This window comes from Devosia sp. (assembly GCF_017307565.1).
In the GTDB taxonomy this organism is placed as follows: domain Bacteria; phylum Pseudomonadota; class Alphaproteobacteria; order Rhizobiales; family Devosiaceae; genus Devosia.
Genome location: NZ_JAFKHD010000334.1, coordinates 1 through 19,795 on the forward strand (window position 1 = coordinate 1; position 19,795 = coordinate 19,795).

General features: G+C 62.7%; 20 protein-coding genes and 1 pseudogene. 3 read left to right on the forward strand and 18 right to left on the reverse strand.

Annotation, left to right across the window (positions count from 1 at the left end; genetic code table 11):
- From J0I64_RS12355 to J0I64_RS12375, 5 genes and pseudogenes are all read right to left on the reverse strand, one after another.
- Positions 1-184 (reverse strand): annotated as a pseudogene (locus J0I64_RS12355) (glutamine synthetase); the annotation flags it as partial.
- A 56-nt stretch (positions 185-240) separates the two neighbouring features.
- Positions 241-1,299 (reverse strand): C4-dicarboxylate ABC transporter, encoded by a 1,059-nt coding sequence (locus J0I64_RS12360; RefSeq protein WP_291408606.1) that lies wholly within the window; start codon positions 1,297-1,299, stop codon positions 241-243.
- A 123-nt stretch (positions 1,300-1,422) separates the two neighbouring features.
- Positions 1,423-2,748 (reverse strand): TRAP transporter large permease subunit, encoded by a 1,326-nt coding sequence (locus tag J0I64_RS12365; protein WP_291408609.1) that lies wholly within the window; start codon positions 2,746-2,748, stop codon positions 1,423-1,425.
- Positions 2,745-3,257: a TRAP transporter small permease subunit gene (locus J0I64_RS12370; RefSeq protein ID WP_291408611.1), complete on the reverse strand. Its 513-nt coding sequence runs from the start codon at positions 3,255-3,257 to the stop codon at positions 2,745-2,747. The genes J0I64_RS12365 and J0I64_RS12370 overlap by 4 nt, the downstream gene beginning before the upstream one ends.
- Before the next feature lie 44 nt (positions 3,258-3,301).
- Positions 3,302-4,054 carry an N-formylglutamate amidohydrolase gene (locus J0I64_RS12375; RefSeq protein ID WP_291408613.1) on the reverse strand — a complete coding sequence of 251 codons (753 nt, stop codon included), beginning with the start codon at positions 4,052-4,054 and terminating at the stop codon, positions 3,302-3,304.
- A 92-nt stretch (positions 4,055-4,146) separates the two neighbouring features.
- On the opposite strand from J0I64_RS12375, the gene J0I64_RS12380 reads away from it, so the two are divergent.
- The 3 genes from J0I64_RS12380 (at position 4,147) to J0I64_RS12390 (ending at position 6,831) form a co-directional block, all read left to right on the forward strand.
- Entirely contained in the window at positions 4,147-4,980 is an 834-nt protein-coding gene (locus J0I64_RS12380) for a MurR/RpiR family transcriptional regulator (protein WP_291408614.1), read from the forward strand.
- Positions 4,981-5,088: 108 nt separating this feature from the next.
- Positions 5,089-5,919: an amidohydrolase gene (locus J0I64_RS12385; protein WP_291408616.1), complete on the forward strand. Its 831-nt coding sequence runs from the start codon at positions 5,089-5,091 to the stop codon at positions 5,917-5,919.
- Positions 5,920-5,997: 78 nt separating this feature from the next.
- Positions 5,998-6,831, forward strand: coding sequence for a sugar phosphate isomerase/epimerase (locus J0I64_RS12390; protein ID WP_291408618.1), 834 nt, complete (start codon positions 5,998-6,000; stop codon positions 6,829-6,831).
- A 43-nt stretch (positions 6,832-6,874) separates the two neighbouring features.
- On the opposite strand, the gene J0I64_RS12395 is transcribed toward J0I64_RS12390, so the two are convergent.
- The 13 genes from J0I64_RS12395 to J0I64_RS12455 form a co-directional block, all read right to left on the reverse strand.
- A complete protein-coding gene (locus J0I64_RS12395) occupies positions 6,875-7,633 on the reverse strand; it encodes an ABC transporter ATP-binding protein (protein ID WP_291408620.1) in 759 nt (252 codons plus the stop codon).
- Entirely contained in the window at positions 7,630-8,601 is a 972-nt protein-coding gene (locus J0I64_RS12400) for an iron chelate uptake ABC transporter family permease subunit (RefSeq protein WP_291408644.1), read from the reverse strand. The genes J0I64_RS12395 and J0I64_RS12400 overlap by 4 nt, the downstream gene beginning before the upstream one ends.
- A gap of 7 nt (positions 8,602-8,608) precedes the next feature.
- The gene (locus J0I64_RS12405) at positions 8,609-9,571 is read right to left on the reverse strand and encodes an ABC transporter permease (RefSeq protein ID WP_291408622.1); all 963 of its coding nucleotides are present in this window, start codon (positions 9,569-9,571) and stop codon (positions 8,609-8,611) included.
- A gap of 75 nt (positions 9,572-9,646) precedes the next feature.
- Positions 9,647-10,567: an ABC transporter substrate-binding protein gene (locus tag J0I64_RS12410; protein WP_291408624.1), complete on the reverse strand. Its 921-nt coding sequence runs from the start codon at positions 10,565-10,567 to the stop codon at positions 9,647-9,649.
- A 155-nt stretch (positions 10,568-10,722) separates the two neighbouring features.
- Complete coding sequence (locus tag J0I64_RS12415) at positions 10,723-11,634, reverse strand: LysR family transcriptional regulator (RefSeq protein WP_291408626.1); 912 nt, start codon at positions 11,632-11,634, stop codon at positions 10,723-10,725.
- A gap of 104 nt (positions 11,635-11,738) precedes the next feature.
- The gene (locus J0I64_RS12420) at positions 11,739-12,482 is read right to left on the reverse strand and encodes a sulfite exporter TauE/SafE family protein (protein ID WP_291408628.1); all 744 of its coding nucleotides are present in this window, start codon (positions 12,480-12,482) and stop codon (positions 11,739-11,741) included.
- Between the two features lie 208 nt (positions 12,483-12,690).
- Complete coding sequence (locus J0I64_RS12425) at positions 12,691-13,989, reverse strand: hypothetical protein (protein ID WP_291408630.1); 1,299 nt, start codon at positions 13,987-13,989, stop codon at positions 12,691-12,693.
- 83 nt (positions 13,990-14,072) lie between these two features.
- Complete coding sequence (locus J0I64_RS12430; RefSeq protein ID WP_291408632.1) at positions 14,073-15,056, reverse strand: DUF1624 domain-containing protein; 984 nt, start codon at positions 15,054-15,056, stop codon at positions 14,073-14,075.
- A gap of 11 nt (positions 15,057-15,067) precedes the next feature.
- Positions 15,068-16,918 (reverse strand): DNA helicase RecQ, encoded by a 1,851-nt coding sequence (gene recQ / locus J0I64_RS12435; RefSeq protein WP_291408634.1) that lies wholly within the window; start codon positions 16,916-16,918, stop codon positions 15,068-15,070.
- Between the two features lie 55 nt (positions 16,919-16,973).
- Positions 16,974-17,291, reverse strand: a complete 318-nt coding sequence (locus J0I64_RS12440; RefSeq protein ID WP_291408636.1) for a plasmid stabilization protein — start codon at positions 17,289-17,291, stop codon at positions 16,974-16,976.
- 200 nt (positions 17,292-17,491) lie between these two features.
- Positions 17,492-18,040 carry a DNA-3-methyladenine glycosylase gene (locus tag J0I64_RS12445; protein WP_291408638.1) on the reverse strand — a complete coding sequence of 183 codons (549 nt, stop codon included), beginning with the start codon at positions 18,038-18,040 and terminating at the stop codon, positions 17,492-17,494.
- A 4-nt stretch (positions 18,041-18,044) separates the two neighbouring features.
- A complete protein-coding gene (locus J0I64_RS12450) occupies positions 18,045-19,106 on the reverse strand; it encodes a D-TA family PLP-dependent enzyme (RefSeq protein WP_291408640.1) in 1,062 nt (353 codons plus the stop codon).
- Positions 19,103-19,795, reverse strand: a 693-nt coding sequence (locus J0I64_RS12455) for an SDR family oxidoreductase (RefSeq protein ID WP_291408642.1), incomplete at its 5' end; no start/stop codon positions are given. The genes J0I64_RS12455 and J0I64_RS12450, both read right to left, overlap by 4 nt.

Consider the following 19,795-nt stretch of genomic DNA (forward strand, 5'->3'; position numbering starts at 1 on the left):
CGATATCGTCGGCGAGAAGGTAGTTGCAGCCATGCGTCTCCTCCATCGCGCCGTCGAGGAAAAACTGGGCGTGAAAGCGCTTGCCGATCAACCGACCCTGCATGTCGGGAAAGGCGACCAGCACGGTGTCGATACGGCCGGCGGCAACGTCCTGGCGTAGTGCGTCGAGCGAATAGGCAGGCATGAAACTCCCCTCGGATAGACGACGAACCGGCCGCGCGCACGCGGCCGGTAAAAGCTTTAGGAATAGCGGTAGGGTGCGCAGGCCTTTTCCATGTCGGCATTGTATTTCTTGATGATCTCGACGACGCGCGCGCTGCGTTCGGACTGGGAGGCGATCTGGTCCCAGAAACCGACCGCGTCGTTTTCCACCTGCTTCCATTCCGCTGCCGGAATGGTGGTCAGTTCGAGCTTGCCCTCGATGCGGTACTTGGCTTCGCCGGCCCAGTACCAGTGCTGGCGATAATAGTGCGAAGAGTCGATCATCATCCGGTAGAGCTGCTGCAGATGCGGTGGCACGGCGTTCCACTTGGCGGTGTTGACGAAGTAGGACCCTGCCCAGGCGCCCGAGAGCGGATTGGTCAGGTAGTATTTGAGCACATTGGCCCAGCCCACGGTGTGGAGTTCGGTGGTGCCGCACCAGCAGATGCCGTCGAGTTCGCCGGTCTGCAGCGCCGGCTCGACGTCTTCATAGGGCAGCGACACCGGCACGATGCCATATTTGGCAAGGAACTGGCCGGCCGTGGGGAACGTATAGACGCGCAGGCCGTTGAGGTCGGCGAGGCTCTTGATCGGCTTGGTGGTGCCAAAATTGCACGGGTCCCAGGCGCCCGTGGACAGCCAGGTGACATCGGGGATTTCGGCATAGGCCTCTTCCCAGATTTCCTTGAGGCCGCGCCAGTGCCAGAGCGCTGGCACGTCGAGCGAATAGCGCGAGGCGAGCGGGAAATAGGCGCCGAAGACTTTTACGTCCACAGGGGCCGCAGCGGAGTCATCGTCGCTCTGGGCGGCATCGATCGTGCCGGTCTGCACGGCGCGGAACAGCTCGCCATGCGGCACCAGCTGGTCGGCGGTATAGAGCTGGATTTCCATCTCGCCATTGGCGGCGGTGTTGAACCATTCGATGGCATTGCCGACGACATGTTCGGCCAGAGCCGGGCCGGCATAGGTCTGGAGGCGCCAGCGGATCGGTGCCTGGGCGCGAACATGCGGCATGGCCAGGGCAGTGGCGCCGACGGCACCGGCGGTCGCAAGGCCGGCGCGTTTGAGGAAGCTGCGTTTATTCAAAAGTTCGGTCATGTGCTTGGTCCCCTGTAAAGTCTGGCGGTCCGGACGTTTTCCGGATCGCGGCGGTTATCTCGACGACGGGCTAGCTGTTCGGGCGCCTCCCTCTTTCCATTGGCTTCCCACACACATCTCTCCTCATCGCCCGGTGTAGAGGCTCGGCAGCCACAGCGCGATTTGAGGGAAAATCATCAGGAGGATCAGCGACAGGATCATCAGGAGGATGAAGGGCGCGATCGAGCGGTAGATATCGACCAGCGAGATCTCGGGCGGCGCCATGGCGCGCATCAGGAACAGGTTGTAGCCGAAGGGCGGGGTTATATAGGCGATCTGGCAGGTGATGGTGTAGAGGATGCCGAACCAGACGAGATCGAACCCCAGAATGCGCACCAGCGGAATATAGAGCGGCGCCACGATCACCAGCATGGCGGTGTCATCAAGGAACATGCCCATGATGATGAAGCTAAACAGCATCAGGATCAGGATGCCCCAGGGGTCCAGATCGAAGGTGTTGAGCAGCAGGTTCTCGATCGCCTTGACCGCGCCCAGCCCGTCATAGACCGAGGAAAAGCAGAGCGCTCCGAGGATGATCCAGAGGAACATGCAGCTGATCAGCAGGGTCTGGCGCGAGGTGGTTTCGAGCACCTTCCAGTTCAGTTTGCCCGAGAGGGCCGCGGCCAGCGTCGAGAGCACGGCGCCGACGACCGAGCTTTCGGTCAGGCTGGTGGTGCCCGTCAGGAACAGCGTCATCATGATGGCAAAGACGGCCACCGGCATGATGCCTTCGCGCAAAAGCGCGATCTTTTCGCGCGGGCTGATCTCGGCCAGTTCCTCGGGCGTGATCGGCGGCCCCAGTTCGGGCTGAATGCGGCAGCGGATATAGACATAAAGCCCGAAAATGGTCGCCATCATCAGGCCGGGCAGGATGCCGGCGAGCCAGAGTTCGGTGATCGGGGCGCGCGCGATCATGGCAAAGAGCACCAGCACAACGCTGGGCGGAATCAGGATGCCGAGCGTCGAGCCGCCCTGGATCACGCCGGTGACCATGACCTTGTCATAGCCGCGCTTGAGGAGTTCGGGCAGCGCGATGGTCGCCCCGATCGCCATGCCGGCAACCGAAAGGCCGTTGATGCACGAGATCAACACCATCAGCCCCATGGTGCCGAGCGCAAGACCACCGCGCACCGGCCCGAACCAGACGTGGAACATGCGGTAAAGGTTCGAGGCGATACCGCTCTCGCTCATCATGTAGCCCATGAAGACGAAGAAGGGCACGGTGATCAGCGGGTACCAGTTGAGCACCTGGAACGCCTGATTGAACGGCATTTCGATGGCACCGTTCCCCCAGAGCCAGAGCGCCGCCGCCGACCCGACAAAACCGATGACACCGAAGACGCGCTGCCCGGTGAAGAGCAGCACCATCATGGTGGCGAACATGAAAAGGGTGATGAGTTCGGGGGTCATGCGATCGGCTTGCCTCTTGCCTGGGCCACGTCACGGAAGAACTGCGCGATCAACTGCAGCAGCATGAGGAAGATGCCGATGGTCATGGCGAGTTTGACGGGCCAGAGCACCGGAGACCAGGCCGAGTAGTTCTTCTGGTTGTACTGAAGCGCATATTGCGTGCTCGAAATGGCGCCCCAGAGCAGCACGACGAGGAAGAAGATGACGAAGAGGATGGTGAAGCCATCGAGTATGGCCCGCCCCTTGAGCGGCAGGCGCGAATAGAAGAGGTCCATGCGCACGTGCGAGTCGTGCTGCAGCGAATAGGCCCCGCCCAGCAGGTAGTAGGCCGAGAGCAGGAACTGGGTCATTTCCAGCGCCCAGTTGACCGGCATGCCGAACACGGTCCGCGAAATGGTGGACCAGAGCATGACCGCCGCCATGACGAAGAAGATGGCCATGGCAAAGCGCCCAACGAAGCGGTTGACCGTGTCCACGCCCCTGACGAAAAGCACTATCGGTGTCGGCACGTTGCGTCGTCCTTATGCTTTGTCATGGGGCTGTCCTTTCCCGCCTACCGAGCCTGTCGCGCCCGTTCGAGACAGCGGGCCAGAAGGTGGGCCCACTCGCTCACCCCATCGGGGGCGAGGATTTCGTCATTGCGGATTTCGATCATGGTGGCTTCGAGCCCGCGGCCATCGCCGTGCTTTTCGAGCGTCAGCGTCACGCCGTTGAGCGCGGCATAGGGCTCGTTCCAGCCGATGTTGAGATCGGGGCGTTCGGCGGCCAGCGCATCGCGCAGCCTCCTGGTAAAGCGCTGGTCGCGGCCGTGGATCAGCCCGATCGGCCAGGGCCGCGGCTTGCCGTGATAGACCGGGGTAAAGGAGTGGAGGCACACCACCACCGTCTCCCTGCCAGCGTGGCGGCGCGCTTCGAGCAGCACGTCGATCGCGCCGTGATAGGGCCGGTGATAGCTGGCAATGCGGAAGTCGCGCTCCTCTGCCGAAAGATCCTCATTGGCCGCGATGCGCGTCCGCTCCGAGAGCGTCCAGATCAGGTCCGGCGCGTCGAGGGCACGATTGCAGTCGATGATGAGGCGGGAAACGGTGGATTCAACGAGGGGGGCATCGAGGAGGCCCGAAAGCTCCCGGCTCACCGCCAGCGCACCCGGATCCCAGGCGATATGGCTCAGCCGTTCGGTCGCCGTCAGCCCCAGGTCGCCATAGCGTTCTGGAATGCGGTTGGAAGCGTGATCGCAAAGAATGACGAAAGGCGACGCCCCTCGCGCATTGGTCACCAGAACCGGTTCTTGCGCCTCGCTGTCCATATTCCCTCTATAGGCAAGCGATTAACTTCTGTAACAGTAGTTCCACAAATACGAACTGTGTCAATATTGAAACGTAGCATTCAGGAGGCGAAATGGAGCGCAGGACCGTCGCGGCGCGGATTCACGATCTCGACGCCGAGCTGACTTCTGCCGGGCGCCGCGCCGCCCATGGGCTGTTGGGCAATTATCCGCTGCTCGGCCTTGCCCCTGTCGCCGAGTTCGCCGCCGGGGCCGGCGTCAGCGCTGCCACCATCGTGCGCTTCGTCGCCCAATTGGGCTTCAGGTCCTATCCCGATTTTCAGCGTGCCCTGCGCGAGGAGCTTGAAGAGCGTTCGAAATCGCCGCTGCAGCGGGCGGCCACGCAGGCCGCCGGGCCGAGCGAAACGTCATTTCTCTCCGGCTTTCTCGCCCAATCCGCCCGCCGGCTCGATGAAACCGCGGCCCTGATCTCGCCCGGCGAATTCGAGACCGTCTGCCGGCGCCTGGCTGAAACCAAGCGCACCTGCTATCTCGCCGGCGGCCGCTTTACCGATTTCCTTGCCGGTTATCTCGAAGCGCATCTGCGGCTGATCCGCCCCGGCATCCGCCGGCTCGACGGACGCCCGGCCACTTCGGCCGATCAGCTCATCGATGTCAAAGCCGGCGATCTCGCCGTGCTCTTCGATGTCAGGCGCTACGATCCCGCCATGCTCGAAGTCGCCCGCACCCTGTCGAGGCGCAAGGCCCATATCGTGCTGATCACCGACGAGTGGCTCAGCCCCATCGCCCGCCACGCCCGTTATTGCCTGCCCTGCCGCACCGAAACCGGTCGCACCTGGGACGCCAATGCGGTGCTCCTGGCGCTCGCCGAAGCCATCATTGCACGGGTCACCGAACTGAACTGGTCGACCGCCAGCGAACGCATTGGCGCTCTCGAAGGCGACTAGCCAGCCAAACGCCGTCAGCTCCTGGCGCCGGGCGGACGGCCCGATGCTTGGCGGCATACACGCTAACAGCGTCCAAAATATCTGCTAGGTAGGGGCAGGAGGACCTTTATGCGCATTCTCGATACCCACCTTCACCTGATCTATCCCGACCGGCTCTCCTATCCCTGGCTTGGCAATGCCCCGGCCATCAACAAGCCCTGGAGCGTCGAGGCCTATTGGGCCGAGGCAAAACCCCTCGGCATCGACGCGGCACTCCATATGGAAGTCGATGTCGCCGAGAGCGACATCCTCCCCGAAACCGAGTTCGTCCTCGGCCTTCCCGGCATTGCCGGTGCCATCGCCGCCTGCCGGCCCGAGCATGCCGATTTCCCGGCCCAGCTCGAAACGCTCCTCGCGGCGGGCAAGGGGCGCATCAAGGGCTTGCGCCGCATCCTCCACGAAGTCCCCGACGAGGTGAGCCAGCCGGCCCTTTTCGCCGACAACCTGCGTCTGCTGGCGCGCCATGGTCTCACCTTCGACCTCTGCCTCCGCGCCGATCAGCTCCATCTCGGCGTTGCCATGGCGCAAAAGGTGCCCGAGGTGACTTTCGTGCTCGACCATTGCGGCAATCCCGACATCAACGGCATCGGGCTCGATCCGTGGCGCGAAAACCTCAAGGCGATCGCCGCCCTGCCCAATGTCATGGGCAAGGTTTCCGGCATCGTGAACCATTGCGACCCCGACTGGGCGCCCAAAACCCTCCGTCCTTATGTCGAACACGTCATCGAATGCTTTGGTTGGGATCGCGTCGTCTGGGGCTCCGACCACCCGGTCGTTACCCTCACCGGCTCGCTCACCCGCTGGGTCGAGGCCATCGGTGAAATCGTCGCGGCGGAAAGCACCGAGAACCAGGAAAAACTCTTTCACCGCAACGCCGAGCGCATCTATCGCCTCGGCTAACGCGTTCTGAACCAAACAAAGTATTGCAGCCTTCCCGCCTGCGTGACAGCCTGCGCGGAAGGAACACGGGAGAGACTTATGGCCCAGAGTGCTGACCGTATTGCGGTCTCCACTTGGTCGTTGCATCGCCTTTTGGGCACGACCTATCCGCATGACCTGACGACCGACGCGATCGGCCCGGGGAACGACACCTATGGGGAGGGCACCGAGTCGCTGCTCGGCCTGCCCTCGGTGCTCGCCAATCATGGCTATCACCGGCTCGAAGTCGTGTCGTTCCACATGCGCAGCCGCGACCCGATCTACCTCGCGGAGCTGAAGGACCAGTTCGCCCGCGCCGAGGTCACGCTGCAGACGCTGCTGATCGATGCTGGCGACATTACCCACCCCGAACACGGCGCCCGCGACGAAGCCTGGATCGCCGGCTGGATCGATGTCGCCAACCAGCTCGGCGCCGAAAATGCCCGCATCATCGCCGGCAAGCAGAAGCCGACCAAGGCGGCCATCGACCGCTCGGTCGCCGCGCTAAAGCGCCTTGCCGCGGGCAATGCCGGCTCATCCGTGCGCCTTGTTACCGAAAACTGGTTCGATCTCCTCTCCCACCCCGATGTGGTGCATGAAGTGCTCGACCGGCTGGATGGCAAGATTGGCCTTTTGGGCGATTTCGGCAATTGGAGCGGCGAGAGCAAGTACGAGGATCTCGCCTCGATCTTCGCGCGCGCCGAACTCAGCCATGCCAAGGCGAACTTTGTCGGCGGCCAGCTCGATGAGGCCGATTATGGCGCCTGCGTCGGGGCGGCGGAAGAAGCGGGCTACAAGGGCCCCTATACGCTGATCTTCGATGCCGACCAGCCGCATGAATGGGCAGGCCTGGCGCTTGAGCGCGATTTCATCCTGTCCCTGCTCGAGGTCTGACGCGTCCTCCCGGAACACGGTCGGGGCCAGGGCCCCGGCCACATCAGCCGTAATAGACGCTGATCCGTTGCCCGCCGATTTCGTGCACCTTGATGTCCATCTCATAGATGGAAGAGAGCACTTCGGGCTTGATCATATCGGCCACCGGGCCCTGCGCGGCGACCCGGCCATGCTTCATGGCGACGATATAGTCGGAATACCAGGAGGCGAAGTTGATGTCGTGCAGCACCAGCACGACGGTCTTGCCCAGTTCCGTCGCGGCCCGCTGCAACAGCTTCATCATGCCCATGGCATGCTTCATGTCGAGATTGTTGAGCGGCTCGTCGAGCAACACATAGTCGGTGTCCTGGCAGAGCACCATGGCAACAAATGCGCGCTGCCGCTGCCCGCCGGAAAGCTCGTCGAGAAAGCGCCCCGAGAGCGCCGTCAGATCGAGATAGCCGATGGCCTCCTCGATATGCACCTTGTCGTTCGCCGTCAGCCGCCCCTTGGAATAGGGATAGCGGCCAAAGGAGACGAGATCGTGCACCGTCAGGCGCGCGGTCATGTGATTGTCCTGCCGCAGGATCGACAGCCGCCGCGCCAATACGTCGCCCGAAGTTTTCGCGACATCGAGCCCGTCTACCGTCACCGAACCCTTGTCCATGGCCATGAGGCGGCTGATCATCGAGAGAAAGGTCGACTTGCCCGCGCCATTGGGGCCGATGATCGAGGTGATGCCACCCTTGGGCAATTGCAGCGAGACACCATCGACGACGGCTGTCTCGCCATAGGACTTGCTGACATCGGAGGTGATGATCATCGGGCCGATCTCCGCAGCACCAGGACAATGAAGACGAGGCCGCCCAGGAATTCGATGATGATCGAAAGGGCGGTGTCGAAGGCAAAGACGCGTTCGAGGAGGGTCTGTCCACCCACGAGCGCAATGATCCCGAGCAGTATCGCCGCGGGCAGCACATAGAGGTGCTTGGAATTGCCGATCAGCGAATGGGCGAGCGTCGCGACGAGCAGGCCGAAGAAGGTCACGGGCCCCACGAGCGCCGTCGACACCGACACGAGAACCGCGACCAGCACCAAAATGATCGCCACGGTGCGCTTGTAGTCGACACCGAGATTGATCGCCTGGGCGCGCCCCAGCGAGAGCACGTCATAGGTGTGCATCAGCCGCCAGCCGACAAGGCTCGTTATCGCGACGATGACGACAGCAATGCCGAGCAGGGTCGGATCGGTGGTCGCAAACGAGGCAAAGAGGGTGTCCTGCAGCACGTTGAACGCGCCGGGATCGAGCATGCGCTGCATCAGCTGGGAAAGACTGCGGAAGAGAATGCCGAAGATGATTCCGACCAGCACCAGCAGGTGCAGGCTGCGCTCTTCGCCAAGGAACAGCCAGCGGAACAGCAGGAAAGAGAACCCCACCATCACCGCCAGCTCGACCACAAACTGGGTCTGGCTATCGATGGTGACCAGCGCCGAGACGCCGAAGAAGAACACGACGCCGGTCTTGATCAGCACGTAAAGCGCGTCGAACCCCATGATCGAGGGGGTGAGAATGCGATTATTGGTGACCGTCTGGAACAGCACGGTCGACACCGCCACCGCATAGGCGACCAGCACCAGCGAGAGCAACTTCTTGCCGCGGAAGGAGAGAACGAAACTCCAGCTGCCCTTGGCGCCAAGCGTCATGAAAAGCGCGATGGAAATCACCGCGACAAGGCTCAGGGCAACGAGCACCAGCGCCGGCCGCGACAGGCGCTTCTTCTCGCCCTCCATGACCAGTTCACCCTGCATGGCGCTGCGTCCTCAGGAGGAGATAGAGGAAGACCGCGCTGCCCACGACGCCCATAACCACCGCGATCGGGATTTCATAGGGGAAGCGGATGAGCCGGCCGACGATATCGCAGGCGAGCACGAAACCCGCCCCGCCCACGGCCACCCAGGGTACGGTGCGGCGCATATTGTCGCCGACAACGAGGCTGACGAGATTGGGCACGATCAGCCCGAGGAAGGGGATCGAACCGACCGACACGAGCACCACGGCGCTCACCACCGAAACGATGACGAGACCCAGAACCATCACGCGCCGATAGTTGAGCCCGAGATTGGTGGTAAAATCCTTGCCCATGCCGGCAACGGTGAACCGGTCCGCCGCGATATAGGCGAGCACGCCGCAGCCGAGCCCGAGCCACAACAGCTCATAACGCCCGCGCAGCACGCCGGAAAAGTCGCCCATGTTCCAGGCCAGGAGCGACGCCATGAGATTGCTGCGATAGGCGATGAAGGCGGTCAGCGCGCCGATGACGCCGCCAAGCATGATACCCACGAGCGGCACCAGCAGCACATCGCGCAGCGGCACGGCTTTCAGAATGCGCAGGAAAAGCGCCGTGCCACCGAGGGCAAAGAGCGCTGAGACGCCCATCTTGGCCATGAGCGGCCATTCGGGCGCGAGCAGGGTCACGACGAGAAAACCCAGCGCCGCCGATTCACTGGTTCCGGCGGTCGAAGGCTCGACGAAGCGGTTGCGCACCACCATCTGCATGACGAGACCGGCAATGGCCATGGAGGCGCCGGCGAGCATCAGGGCAAAGGTGCGCGGCACCCGGCTGATGAAGAAGATTTCGACGGCGCGCGCATCGGCGGTGCCGGACAGCAGTGCCGGCAGGGAAACATCGCTGACACCCACAAAGAGGCTTATGCAAGCCAGGATCAGCGTGCCGACAAAAGCGAGAAGCAGAATGCGCACGGGGCCAAAGGGGTAGATTAAAGGGCAAAAGCCCGGCAGCGAAACGCAGCCGGGCCAGCGAGCTTGTGAACGAAATTAGCCGTTGAGGCCAGCCAGAACCTGGTCGAGCAGCAACAGCACGCCCTGATAACCGTGCATGGTGATGTAGGAAGCCTGCGGATCGACATAGACGATATGGCCTTCCTTGGCGGCAGTCGTCTGGTTGAAGAGTTCGTTATCGAGCAGGGCCTGAGCCGCGCCAGCATTCTCGCCGGTGCCGGCGTCACGGTCGACCACGAACACCCAGTCCGGGTTCACTTCGAGCAGGAATTCGAACGACACGGAATCGCCGCCGTGATCGCCGTCCTTCACGCTGGCCAGCGCCGAGGGCATGCCCACTTCATTATAAATCCAGGAAACGCGCGAATCCGGACCATAAACGCCGAGCTTGCCGGCATTGGTCACGAGCACCAGAGCGCTGCCCTTGCCTTCGGCCGCGGCCTTGACTTCGGCGACCTTGGCGTCAAGCGCGGCGTTGAGTTCGGTGGCCTTGGCTTCGAGGCCGAAGATGTCGCCCAGGGTCGTCATGTTCTTCTTGACGCCTTCGACAATCGAGCCGTTGTCGACCGAGAGGTCGATGGTGGGCAGGATGTCCTTGGAGGTCTCGATCGCGGTGCGCGAGCGGGCGGCGACGAAATAGACATCGGCTTCGGCCGCAGCGATGCCTTCAAAATCGGGTTCGAACAGCGAACCGATCTGTAGGGCATCGGCCGGAACCTTGCCGTTGAGATAGGCCGGAGCGTTCGAGGAGGGCACGCCGGCAACGGCGACGCCCAGCGCGTTTAGATCGTCGAACACCGCCCAATCCTGCACCAGCACCTTTTCCGGCACGCCGGACAGCGTGGTCTCACCCTGCGCATGGGCAATGACCTTGTCCTGCGCAAAGGCAGGCACGATCACGGCAGCGCTGGCGAAAAGAGCAGCGGCGAAAGTAGCGGTGCGGAAAAGCGATTTCACGGGAACGATCCAATCGGTTTGCATCAAGGAAGGCGCCCTCAAAAACCTGACGACGCTTATCAGGCTTCCTAGCGAGCACTATTTCATGAGTCAAAGGAAAATATGACGCAGACGCTCAGCGTTTCGTCGCAGTCAACAGCCTGACGTTTCCGGGTTCAGCTCGAGGGTGCGTAAGTCTCTGCACAGAGAGCAATAAAGCTCTTCATTGCCGCCGATTGCGGGCTCGACTTGCGCCGCGCCACCAGCAATTGCCGCATGGCCCAGCTTTCCGCGAGGGGCGCACAGACAAGGTCGGTCCCGGCAAGCAGATGCAGGCTTGTCGAGCGCAGGAAGCCGACGCCGAACCCGGCCTCGACCATACGGACCAGCGCGGGAAAACTTTCCACGCGCAGCGTCTCGACCAGCGGATGACCAAGCTTGTCGGCGGCCTCGACCAGGAGACGATCGAGCGAGCCGGTATGATGCACGCCGACCATGGAATGGGGCACGACCAGTTCGAAGGAGAGCGCCTTGCGCGGCTCTATCGACTTGGCGAGCGGGTGATCGGGCGGAGCCAGCACCCAGACCCGCTCATCTTCGAAGGGACGGATATCGAAGCGGGCGAAATCATAATTGTCCGAAACGATCGCTACATCGGCGCGGCCTTCGTCGAGCGCCAGCAGGGCCTTGGCCGCCCCCATTTCGGAGATGGCGATTTCGATGCCGGGAAAGCGCTGCGCATAGCGCGCGAGAAGTTCGGGGAGGCGCCCGGTCAGGGCCGACGAGGTGCAGGCAAGCCGCAGGCTGCCGCGCTGGCCGGAGCCGAATTCGGCCATGACCGCATCGAGGTCGGCGATCGAGCGCAGCACGGTGCGACACCCTTCGGCATAGGCCTCGCCGGCACTCGTGAGCCTCACCCCCTGGGCCGAGCGATCGAACAGCACGACGCCAAGACGCGCTTCCAGATCGGAAACCCGCCGGCTGACGGCGGAGGAGGCTATGCCCTCGCGCTCGGCGGCGCGACCGATCGAGCCGGTTTCGGCCAGAAGCAGAATAAGGCGCGCTGTAACGCTGTCAAAAGGTGCCATGTCGTCTCCCGCTGGCACCATAGAGGGCGAATGCCGGAGATCAAAACGCATCGCGGGATTTTAGACGAATTGTTTGTGCGTAAACCCGTGCCACGGCGTGGGCCTCAGAGCCCTGCCAGCACCAGCATGCCGCGCGAGAGATAGAACATGCCGATCCCGGTGACGATCCAGCGCGTCCACTTGCGGAAATTCTCGTCGGTCAGGCGCTGCAGGATGCGATAGCCGACATTGGTACCGATGATGGCAAAGGGCGCGGCAATCAGGGCAATGGACCAGTCGCCCGCGGTCATGGCCGAGGCCATGGCGCCATAAAAGATGATCTTGGCGCCATGCGAGAGCACCTGCGCCGCCGCCTTGGTGGCAATGACGGTGCGGCGGTCCATCTGGGTGCGGATGAAAAAGATGTCGATGGTCGGCCCGGCGACACCGACGGCGAGGTTCAGCCCCGAACCGAAGAAGCCGCAGAGAAAGCCATGAAATGGCTTGCTGGCATCGAGCGCCAGCCAGTCCTTGGGCAGCCAGACAAGGATCGGCATGAGCCCGACGGCGATACAGACGGTAATGAAATCGGGCGTGTAGCGGACGATGAACAGCACAGCCGCCGCCGCCAGAAGTCCGAGCAGAATGGTGCCGAGAATGCGCCAGTCGATATATTCGCGGGAGAAGATGGCGCGCGACCCATTGGCGATGAGCTGGATCACCCCCTGCACGGCAATCGCCGTCGCCACCGGCATGACCGTCATCAGCGCCGCAAGCAGGATCATGCCGCCGGCCATGCCGAAAATACCCGACAGGATCGAGGTGCAGAACGTGGCTAGCGCGATGATGGCGAGGAGCAGCGGGGACATGACATCTTCATGACCGAGCCTTGCGCACCTTGCCAGCAGTGCTTTGGCAAGGGGGCATGCCCGCCCGACTTCGCAATCACCCGCTTCCGGCCTCCCCCATCAAGAGGGAGGTGAATGCCTGTGTTTGGGGCACCATGCTGTCAAAAACGCGATGCAGCACCTCTCCTCGGCGGGAGAGGTTGGGAGGGGGTGACGGAGAGCCCAGAGCCTACAAAACCCCCGGAAAATACACCGAGGCCCCCTCGGCCAAAAACGCCTTCACCTCATCGAGGCCCGCCGAAAACAGGTCGCCATTGCAGACCGAAATCACATGCGGAAAGCCCGAGAGCGTGAATGTCACCGCATCGCCCTCGGCAAAGCGAATATTGAGCTGGTCGATTATCGCCTGGTCGGTCAAGCATTCCTCGGCCAGGTTCTCGTCGAAAATATCAGCCGGAACATTGCCACGCACATAGGCGACGAGTTCAGCGCTCGGCCCCCAGTGATAGGCATCGGGATTGTCCGCCGCCGTTTCGGCATCGGCAATTTCATCGATCCCCGCGCCCCATTCGCGCGGCACCCAGGCCGAGAACACCTTGGCAAGATCGAGCGGCTTGCCGGTCTCAAGGTCGACCGTATAGCTGTCGATGTGATTGTAGGGATGCGCCCCGGAGCACCAGAGGCTGCCCGACTGCACCCAGCTCATCAGCCGCGGCGAGGCATAGCTCAGCGTCACCTCTTCGGTGTCATAGTCGCCGAGCGTACCACCAGTTCCCTCCATATATTCGCCCTTGCCATAGCTGGCATAGCGGAAGGCGAGGCAATCGAAGGCCGAAAGGTTCATCCGGCCATGGCGTTCGGCAAGGATCGCATTGGCCACTTCGACCGAGGAACCATCCGCAAAGCTCGTCACCCGCGGAAAGGCGAAACTGGTTCGGGGATCGACGACCTCGCGCACCATGGCATCGCCCAGCGCCACATCCGGCCCCTCGTCGAATTCGACATCGAGGAGGCTCATTTCATAGGGCGCCGCGCTCCAGTCGAGCGCCACGCCATCATCGAACCCCATGGCTGCCGAGCGATCATGAAGATCAAACGGAGTAAGGATCTCTGAACCCTCGAGTTCGCGCGCGCCAACGACACTGAGTTCGAGAGCGCTTGCCTTGGGCTTGCCATCGAGCGTCGTGCGCATGCCCGAAGCGGCATGAGCCTTGGCGTCATAGGTCAGCTCCCAGACCGCGGCCAGCGGCGGATCGACCGCCTTGCCGTCGTCATCGGTCTTGCATGCATCCTCGCATGGCGCCTCTTCATGCAGCGTCATGGCATTGCCGTCATGCGACACGGCCAGCAGCGGCACGTCGCCGCCGGTATCCCTGTAGGTATAGCGCCCGACGATCGGCCCGCTGACGCCATCGGTCAGTTCAACGAGGATTTCCCGGTCGTTCAGTGTGCCGACAAAGGTCCGCACCTCGTCGCCGAGGGTAGGTGTGGCAGCGAAAAGGGCGAGCAGAATAGCGGCGTGACGCATGGCAGGTTCTCCTTGCCCCCCTCCCTATCACGCCGGCTTGAACCAGATCTGAACATTTGATGCTGCAGCGTGGCTATGCGCAATCACTGCGCGGGCGCATCCAGTAATTCGGGATAGATCAGCGCCGAACACTGCCGGTTGTTGGCGTCGAGCTGGGCCTGCTGTTCGGTGGAAAGCACGCCGCTATAGACCGCATCCCAAAGCTCGTTCCGGTTGAGCCCTTCGAGCCCGCACTGGCAATAGGTGGTGCACATCTCGGCCGAAGTCCCGCCGGTTTCGCAGGTCGATTGGCACGAGCGCAGGAAATCATCTTCCCGCAGCGCGTTCTGGGTGCCGAACAGCATGGAGAGCGGCACGATCACCGCCAGCAGGATCGGTTGATGGACAAGATAGAAGGGCAGGCTCCACCGTCCCAGAAACGCAAAGGCGCGCGGCACTTTGCCGGTCGGCTGAATGGTCGCCAGCTTTGGCAACAGCGCGGTCTTGCCAAGCCGCGTCACCAGAATCCCGATCAGAACCGCCCCGAACCAGGGGAAGACCGGAACCAGGTCATTCGTCACCGGCGGCACCACCCAGAAGCCGAGCCAGGAGAAAATCTTCTCGTCGAACAGCACGTTGGAAAAGAAGAAGGGCGGCAGGATGAACACCAGCGCCACCAACGCCACGACCGGGACAGGCAGGAACAGGAAGGGCAGGCCCATCAGCATGAAGAGCGCAATGGCATGCAGCACGCCGAAATAAACAAAGCTCTCGGGGAAGGCGATATAGGTGCCAATAGTGATCGCCACCGACCCGCCAAAGGCAAAAAGCCAGCGCCGCCAGAAACTTTTCCAACGTATCCCCTCGCCATGCCCGAGCACCAGGCCGACGCCGACGAGGAACAGGAAACTGGCAAGGATCGAGCGGGCAAAGAACACCCAGCGCGGATCAAACCCCACATCGGCCGCAAGGAACCCGAAATACCAGAGGTCCCAGCAGAAATGGTATGTCGCCATGGCGAGGATGGCGACGCCGCGGGCGATGTCGATGACCGGTAGCCTGGGGCGTTTGGCTGCGTCAGTGCTCACAAAAGGCCCCCTCAATCCCCGGCATAGCCAATCACCACCGCCAGAAACGCCTCGCCATAACGATCGAGCTTGCCCTGCCCGACGCCGGGCAGATTGAGCATGTCATGCGGATGCGTCGGCCGCGCCAGCGCCATGGCCCGCAGCGTCGCGTCGTGGAAAATCACATAGGGCGGCACGCCCTGGCTCTTGGCGATCTTCAGCCGCTCCGAACGCAGTGCATCGAACAGACCACGCGCATGATCGGGAATATCGACCGCCTTCGAAAGCTGCCGCCGAACCTCAACCGCCTTCTTCGGCCGATCTTTCCGCAGCGTAACGCTGCGCTCTTTCTTGAACACGGCCCGCGCGCCTTCGCCCAGCGTCAGCGCGCCGTGATTGGCATGGTCGACGACAATGAGCCCCATGGCCGTCAACTGCCGCAACACCGATTGCCAGGCCTTGGCATCCAGCTCGCGCCCCTGGCCAAAAACCGGCTGGTTCTGGTGCCCAAAGCGCTGGACCTTCTCGGTTTCCTTGCCCACCAGCACGTCGATCACATGCGCCGCACCAAAGCGCTGGCCAGTGCGGAAAATCGCCGCCAGCCCCTTGATCGCCGCCTCGGTGCCGTCCCAACTTTCGACCGGCGAGCGGCAGGTATCGCAATTGCCGCAATTGCCCGGATGCGCCTCGCCGAAATGATTGAGGATCGCCTTGCGCCGGCACTCCGCCGTTTCGCAGACGCCGAGCAGCGCATTGAGCTTGCCGTGTTCGAGGCGTTTCACCTCGTCCGGCGCCCCGCCCTCGTCGATCATGCGCCGACGCTGCACCACGTCGGCCATGCCATAGCTCATCCAGGCATCGGCCGGCTGCCCGTCGCGCCCACCGCGCCCGGTCTCCTGATAATAGGCTTCAATCGACGACGGCAGATCCATATGCGCCACATAGCGCACGTCGGGCTTGTCGATGCCCATGCCGAAGGCCACCGTCGCCACAAGGCACAGGCCTTCTTCCTTGAGAAACGCATCCTGATTAGCGCTTCTGAGGTCCGCCGACATGCCCGCATGATAGGGCAGCGCCTTGATCCCCTTGCCCGAAAGGTACTCGGCCACATCCTCGACCTTGGCGCGGCTAAGGCAATAGACAATACCGCTCTCACTCTTGTGGCCGGAGAGAAAATCCAGCAGCTGCTCGCGCGGCTTGTCGCGCTCGACGATGGAATAGGAAATGTTCGGCCGGTCGAACGAGGTGGTAAAAACCTTGGCCTGCTCGAGCCCCAGACGCTCGATGATATCTTCGCGCGTCGTCGGGTCCGCCGTTGCCGTCAGCGCAATGCGCGGCACGCCGGGGAACAGTTCGACGAGATGGATCAGCTCGCGATATTCCGGCCGAAAATCATGTCCCCACTGGCTCACGCAGTGTGCCTCGTCGATGGCGAACAGCGCAATATCGACGCCGGAGAGCATATTGGCAAAGCCCGGCGTCGCGACGCGCTCCGGCGCCACATAGAGCAGGTCGAGTTCGCCAGCCCGCAACTGCCGCCGCACCGCACTCGCCTCTTCCGGCGATAGCGACGAATTGAGCGCAGCAGCAGCCACACCCGCTTGCTTCAGCGCCTCCACCTGATCGCGCATCAACGCAATCAGCGGCGACACCACGATGCCAACGCCCTGCCTGCAGATGGCCGGAATCTGGAAGCACATCGACTTGCCGGCGCCAGTCGGGAACAGCACGACCGCGTCGCCGCCGGCAACCAATTGGTCGATCACCTGATCCTGCTGGCCACGAAACTGCTTGTGCCCAAAAATGTCGCGCAAAACTTCGAGCGGGGTGGGCCGCTCGGCACGGTGAGGCGAAAACAGGTCAATTGAGTCGAGCGCTTGCACGCCCCTCTTGAATCACGCGACTCGACCGGGCGCAACTCACCAATCGCGGTATCACCTACTGATGCGCATGGCTCTCCGCATTGCGTTTTCGCGTCGCCGCCGCCTTCTTTGCCGAAGCCGACCGGTCTGCCGCAGATCGGCTCGCCGAAGCCTTGCCACCCTTTTCGCCGCCCTTATGCGCTGCCGGATGGCCGGTATCCTTGCCGCGGCCGGAGCCCGATTTCTTGCCGCCACCATCGTCCTTGTTGACGGTAGCCCAGGCGCGGCGCTCGGCCTCGTCGTGGCTCACACCCTTTTGCTCGTAGCTATTCTCGATAGCCGCAGCCTTGCGCTTCTGCTTGTCGGTATAGGCCGATTTATCGCCCTGGGGCATGTCTGCCTCCTCGTCAAAAAAGGGACGAAGCATAGCGCGGGTGGGACAAAGGCTCGGCTGCCATTTCGTCGGCCGGGCGGGAAACCGGAAAAACCTGCCCGTTCCTCATACCACCGCGTCCGGTTGACGCGCGCTACCCTTCGCAGGAGGGCCAACGGCGCGAGCGACAGGCGGTTGCGCCGCGCGCGATCACAAGATGACTATTTGAGCGGCTTGCTGAGATATGGCGAACCGCGCTCGACAAAGCGCCAGGGCGTCTCGACGCCCTTGGTAATCCCGATCCGCAGCCCCGTCGCCACCTCGCGCGGCGCCGTCGCCGCCAGCAGTTGAAACGGCTCTTCATCGAGCGCCAAGCCGTTCTGCGAGAGATCAAGCCCCAGCGCCTCGGCCAGTTTTCCTGGTCCCGAGCAAAGCTGCTTGTCGACCACCCCACCTCGTCGCTCGTGCATGGCGTCAAAACCCGCCGTCGGCCGCAGCGCCCGGATGAGGATGGCGCTACCGGGCTCGCAGACGAAATTCAGGCAAAAATGAATGCCGTAGATCTTGTAGAGATAGGAGTGCCCCGCCGGACCGAACATGGCGACGTTGCGCGGCGTCGGCCCGCGAAAACTATGCGAGGCCGGATCGCTCTCGTCATAGGCTTCAACCTCGACGATTTCCCCGCCCACCCCATCGACCAGCAAGGTCGCGCCAATCAGGTCCGGCGCAACTTCCAGCACAGGTCGATCAAAGAAATCACGGGCAAGCACGCGCTCAGTCCACCCGCCCCCGCGCCGCCACCGGAACGGTTTCCAGCACCCCGTCGCCCCGCACCAGCGTAACCGTGTCGAAGAGATTGCTCACCGGGCAGCAGTGATTGGGAATGATGCGGATGACATCGCCGATCTTCGGCTTCACTGCGCAAGCCGACACATCGAGCGTGCCATGCTCCTCGCTCAGCCCCACGATCTTGGCATCAGGGAAATCGACGACATAACCGTGCCCCTGCATGCCGAGGAGATCGCTGGTCAGCGTCTTGGTGCCGGCATCAATGATCGCCCGACCATCCGTCGGCCGCGACACCACCGTTGCCAGCACCGTCAGTGCGCATTGCTCAAAGGTCGCGGCGCCCGCCACGACCTGCGAGCGGTCCATATAGATATAGGTGCCGGGCCGATATTCGGTCGCCACCCCAGCCTCGCTCATGTGCCAGATATCAGGCGTGCCACCCGTCGTGATCTCGGGCAAAGCAACTCCAGCACCATCGAACAGCGCCTTGGCATCGGCCAGCCATTGCTGGGCTTCTTTGTATTTTCCGGCCGCCGGATAGGTCATCAGCCCGGCAAAGCTTAGCCCCGGCGCTGCGGCAATCTTCTTTGCCAGCTCCAGCGCCGCCTGCCCCGACTGCACGCCACAGCGCCCCATGCCGGTATCGCATTCGACGAAAACACCCAGCGGTTTTGTCGGATCAACAAACGTCTCGGCCAGCCCCGCCACCGTCTCGGCGCTATCAGCCACGACGCGAATGGTCACCCGGTCATGCAGCGCCTTCAGCCGCGCCCGCTTCTTCGCCCCAATGATATTGAACGTGAGCAGCAGATCGGTCAGCCCAGCATCGGCCATCACCTCGGCCTCGCCCAGTTTTTGGACCGTAATCCCCACCGCACCCAGCTCCACCTGCCGCTTGGCAAAGCGCGGCAGCTTGTGGGTCTTGATATGCGGGCGGAGTTTTATCCCGGCCTTGTCAGCCGCATCCTGCGCGTTTTTCAGGTTCGCTTCGGCCTTGTCGAGATCGACAAGCACAACCGGGGTTTCGAGTTCGAAAATAGAGGTCATTTACCCCTCAACACTTCATCGACAAATCTGAGATTGCCCGCCGTCAGCCCGGCATCGACCGGCAGCAGCGTACCGGTAATTCCCGATGCCGCATCCGAACACAGGAACAGCGCCGCATTGGCAACCTCCACCGGCGTCACCATACGCCCCAGCGGATAGTGCGGCAGCACATTGTCGAGCAGCGTCGGGTCCGCCGCAAGGCGATGGTCCCAGGCGGGCGTCCGCACCGATCCCGGCGCCACGACATTGGAGCGCACGCCTTCCGCGCCACGCTCCAGCGCAATGGCCTTCGAGTAAGCCACGAGCCCAGCCTTGGCCGCCGAATAGGCGGGGTTGCCGTAATGCGCCACGGCATTGACCGAGGAGATGAACACCAGCGCCCCGCCGCCCTTTTGCGCCATCGCCGCAATGATCGGGTCGGTCAGCGCATAGGCGCCATTGAGATTGATATTGAGTTCGCTCGCCCAGACGGCGTCATCGACCATGCCGAAGTGCTCGGCGCGAGTGAAACCCACATTGGCCACCACGGCATCATAAACGCCATGCGCTGAAATATCGGCCGAAACCGAGGCCCGCGTCCCGGCCATATCGGCCTGGTCGAACAGTACTTTTCGCACGATCGGCAGGCCATCGAGCAGCCCTGCCTCACGGTCGGCACCAACCACATTGGCGCCCGCCTCATGAAACAC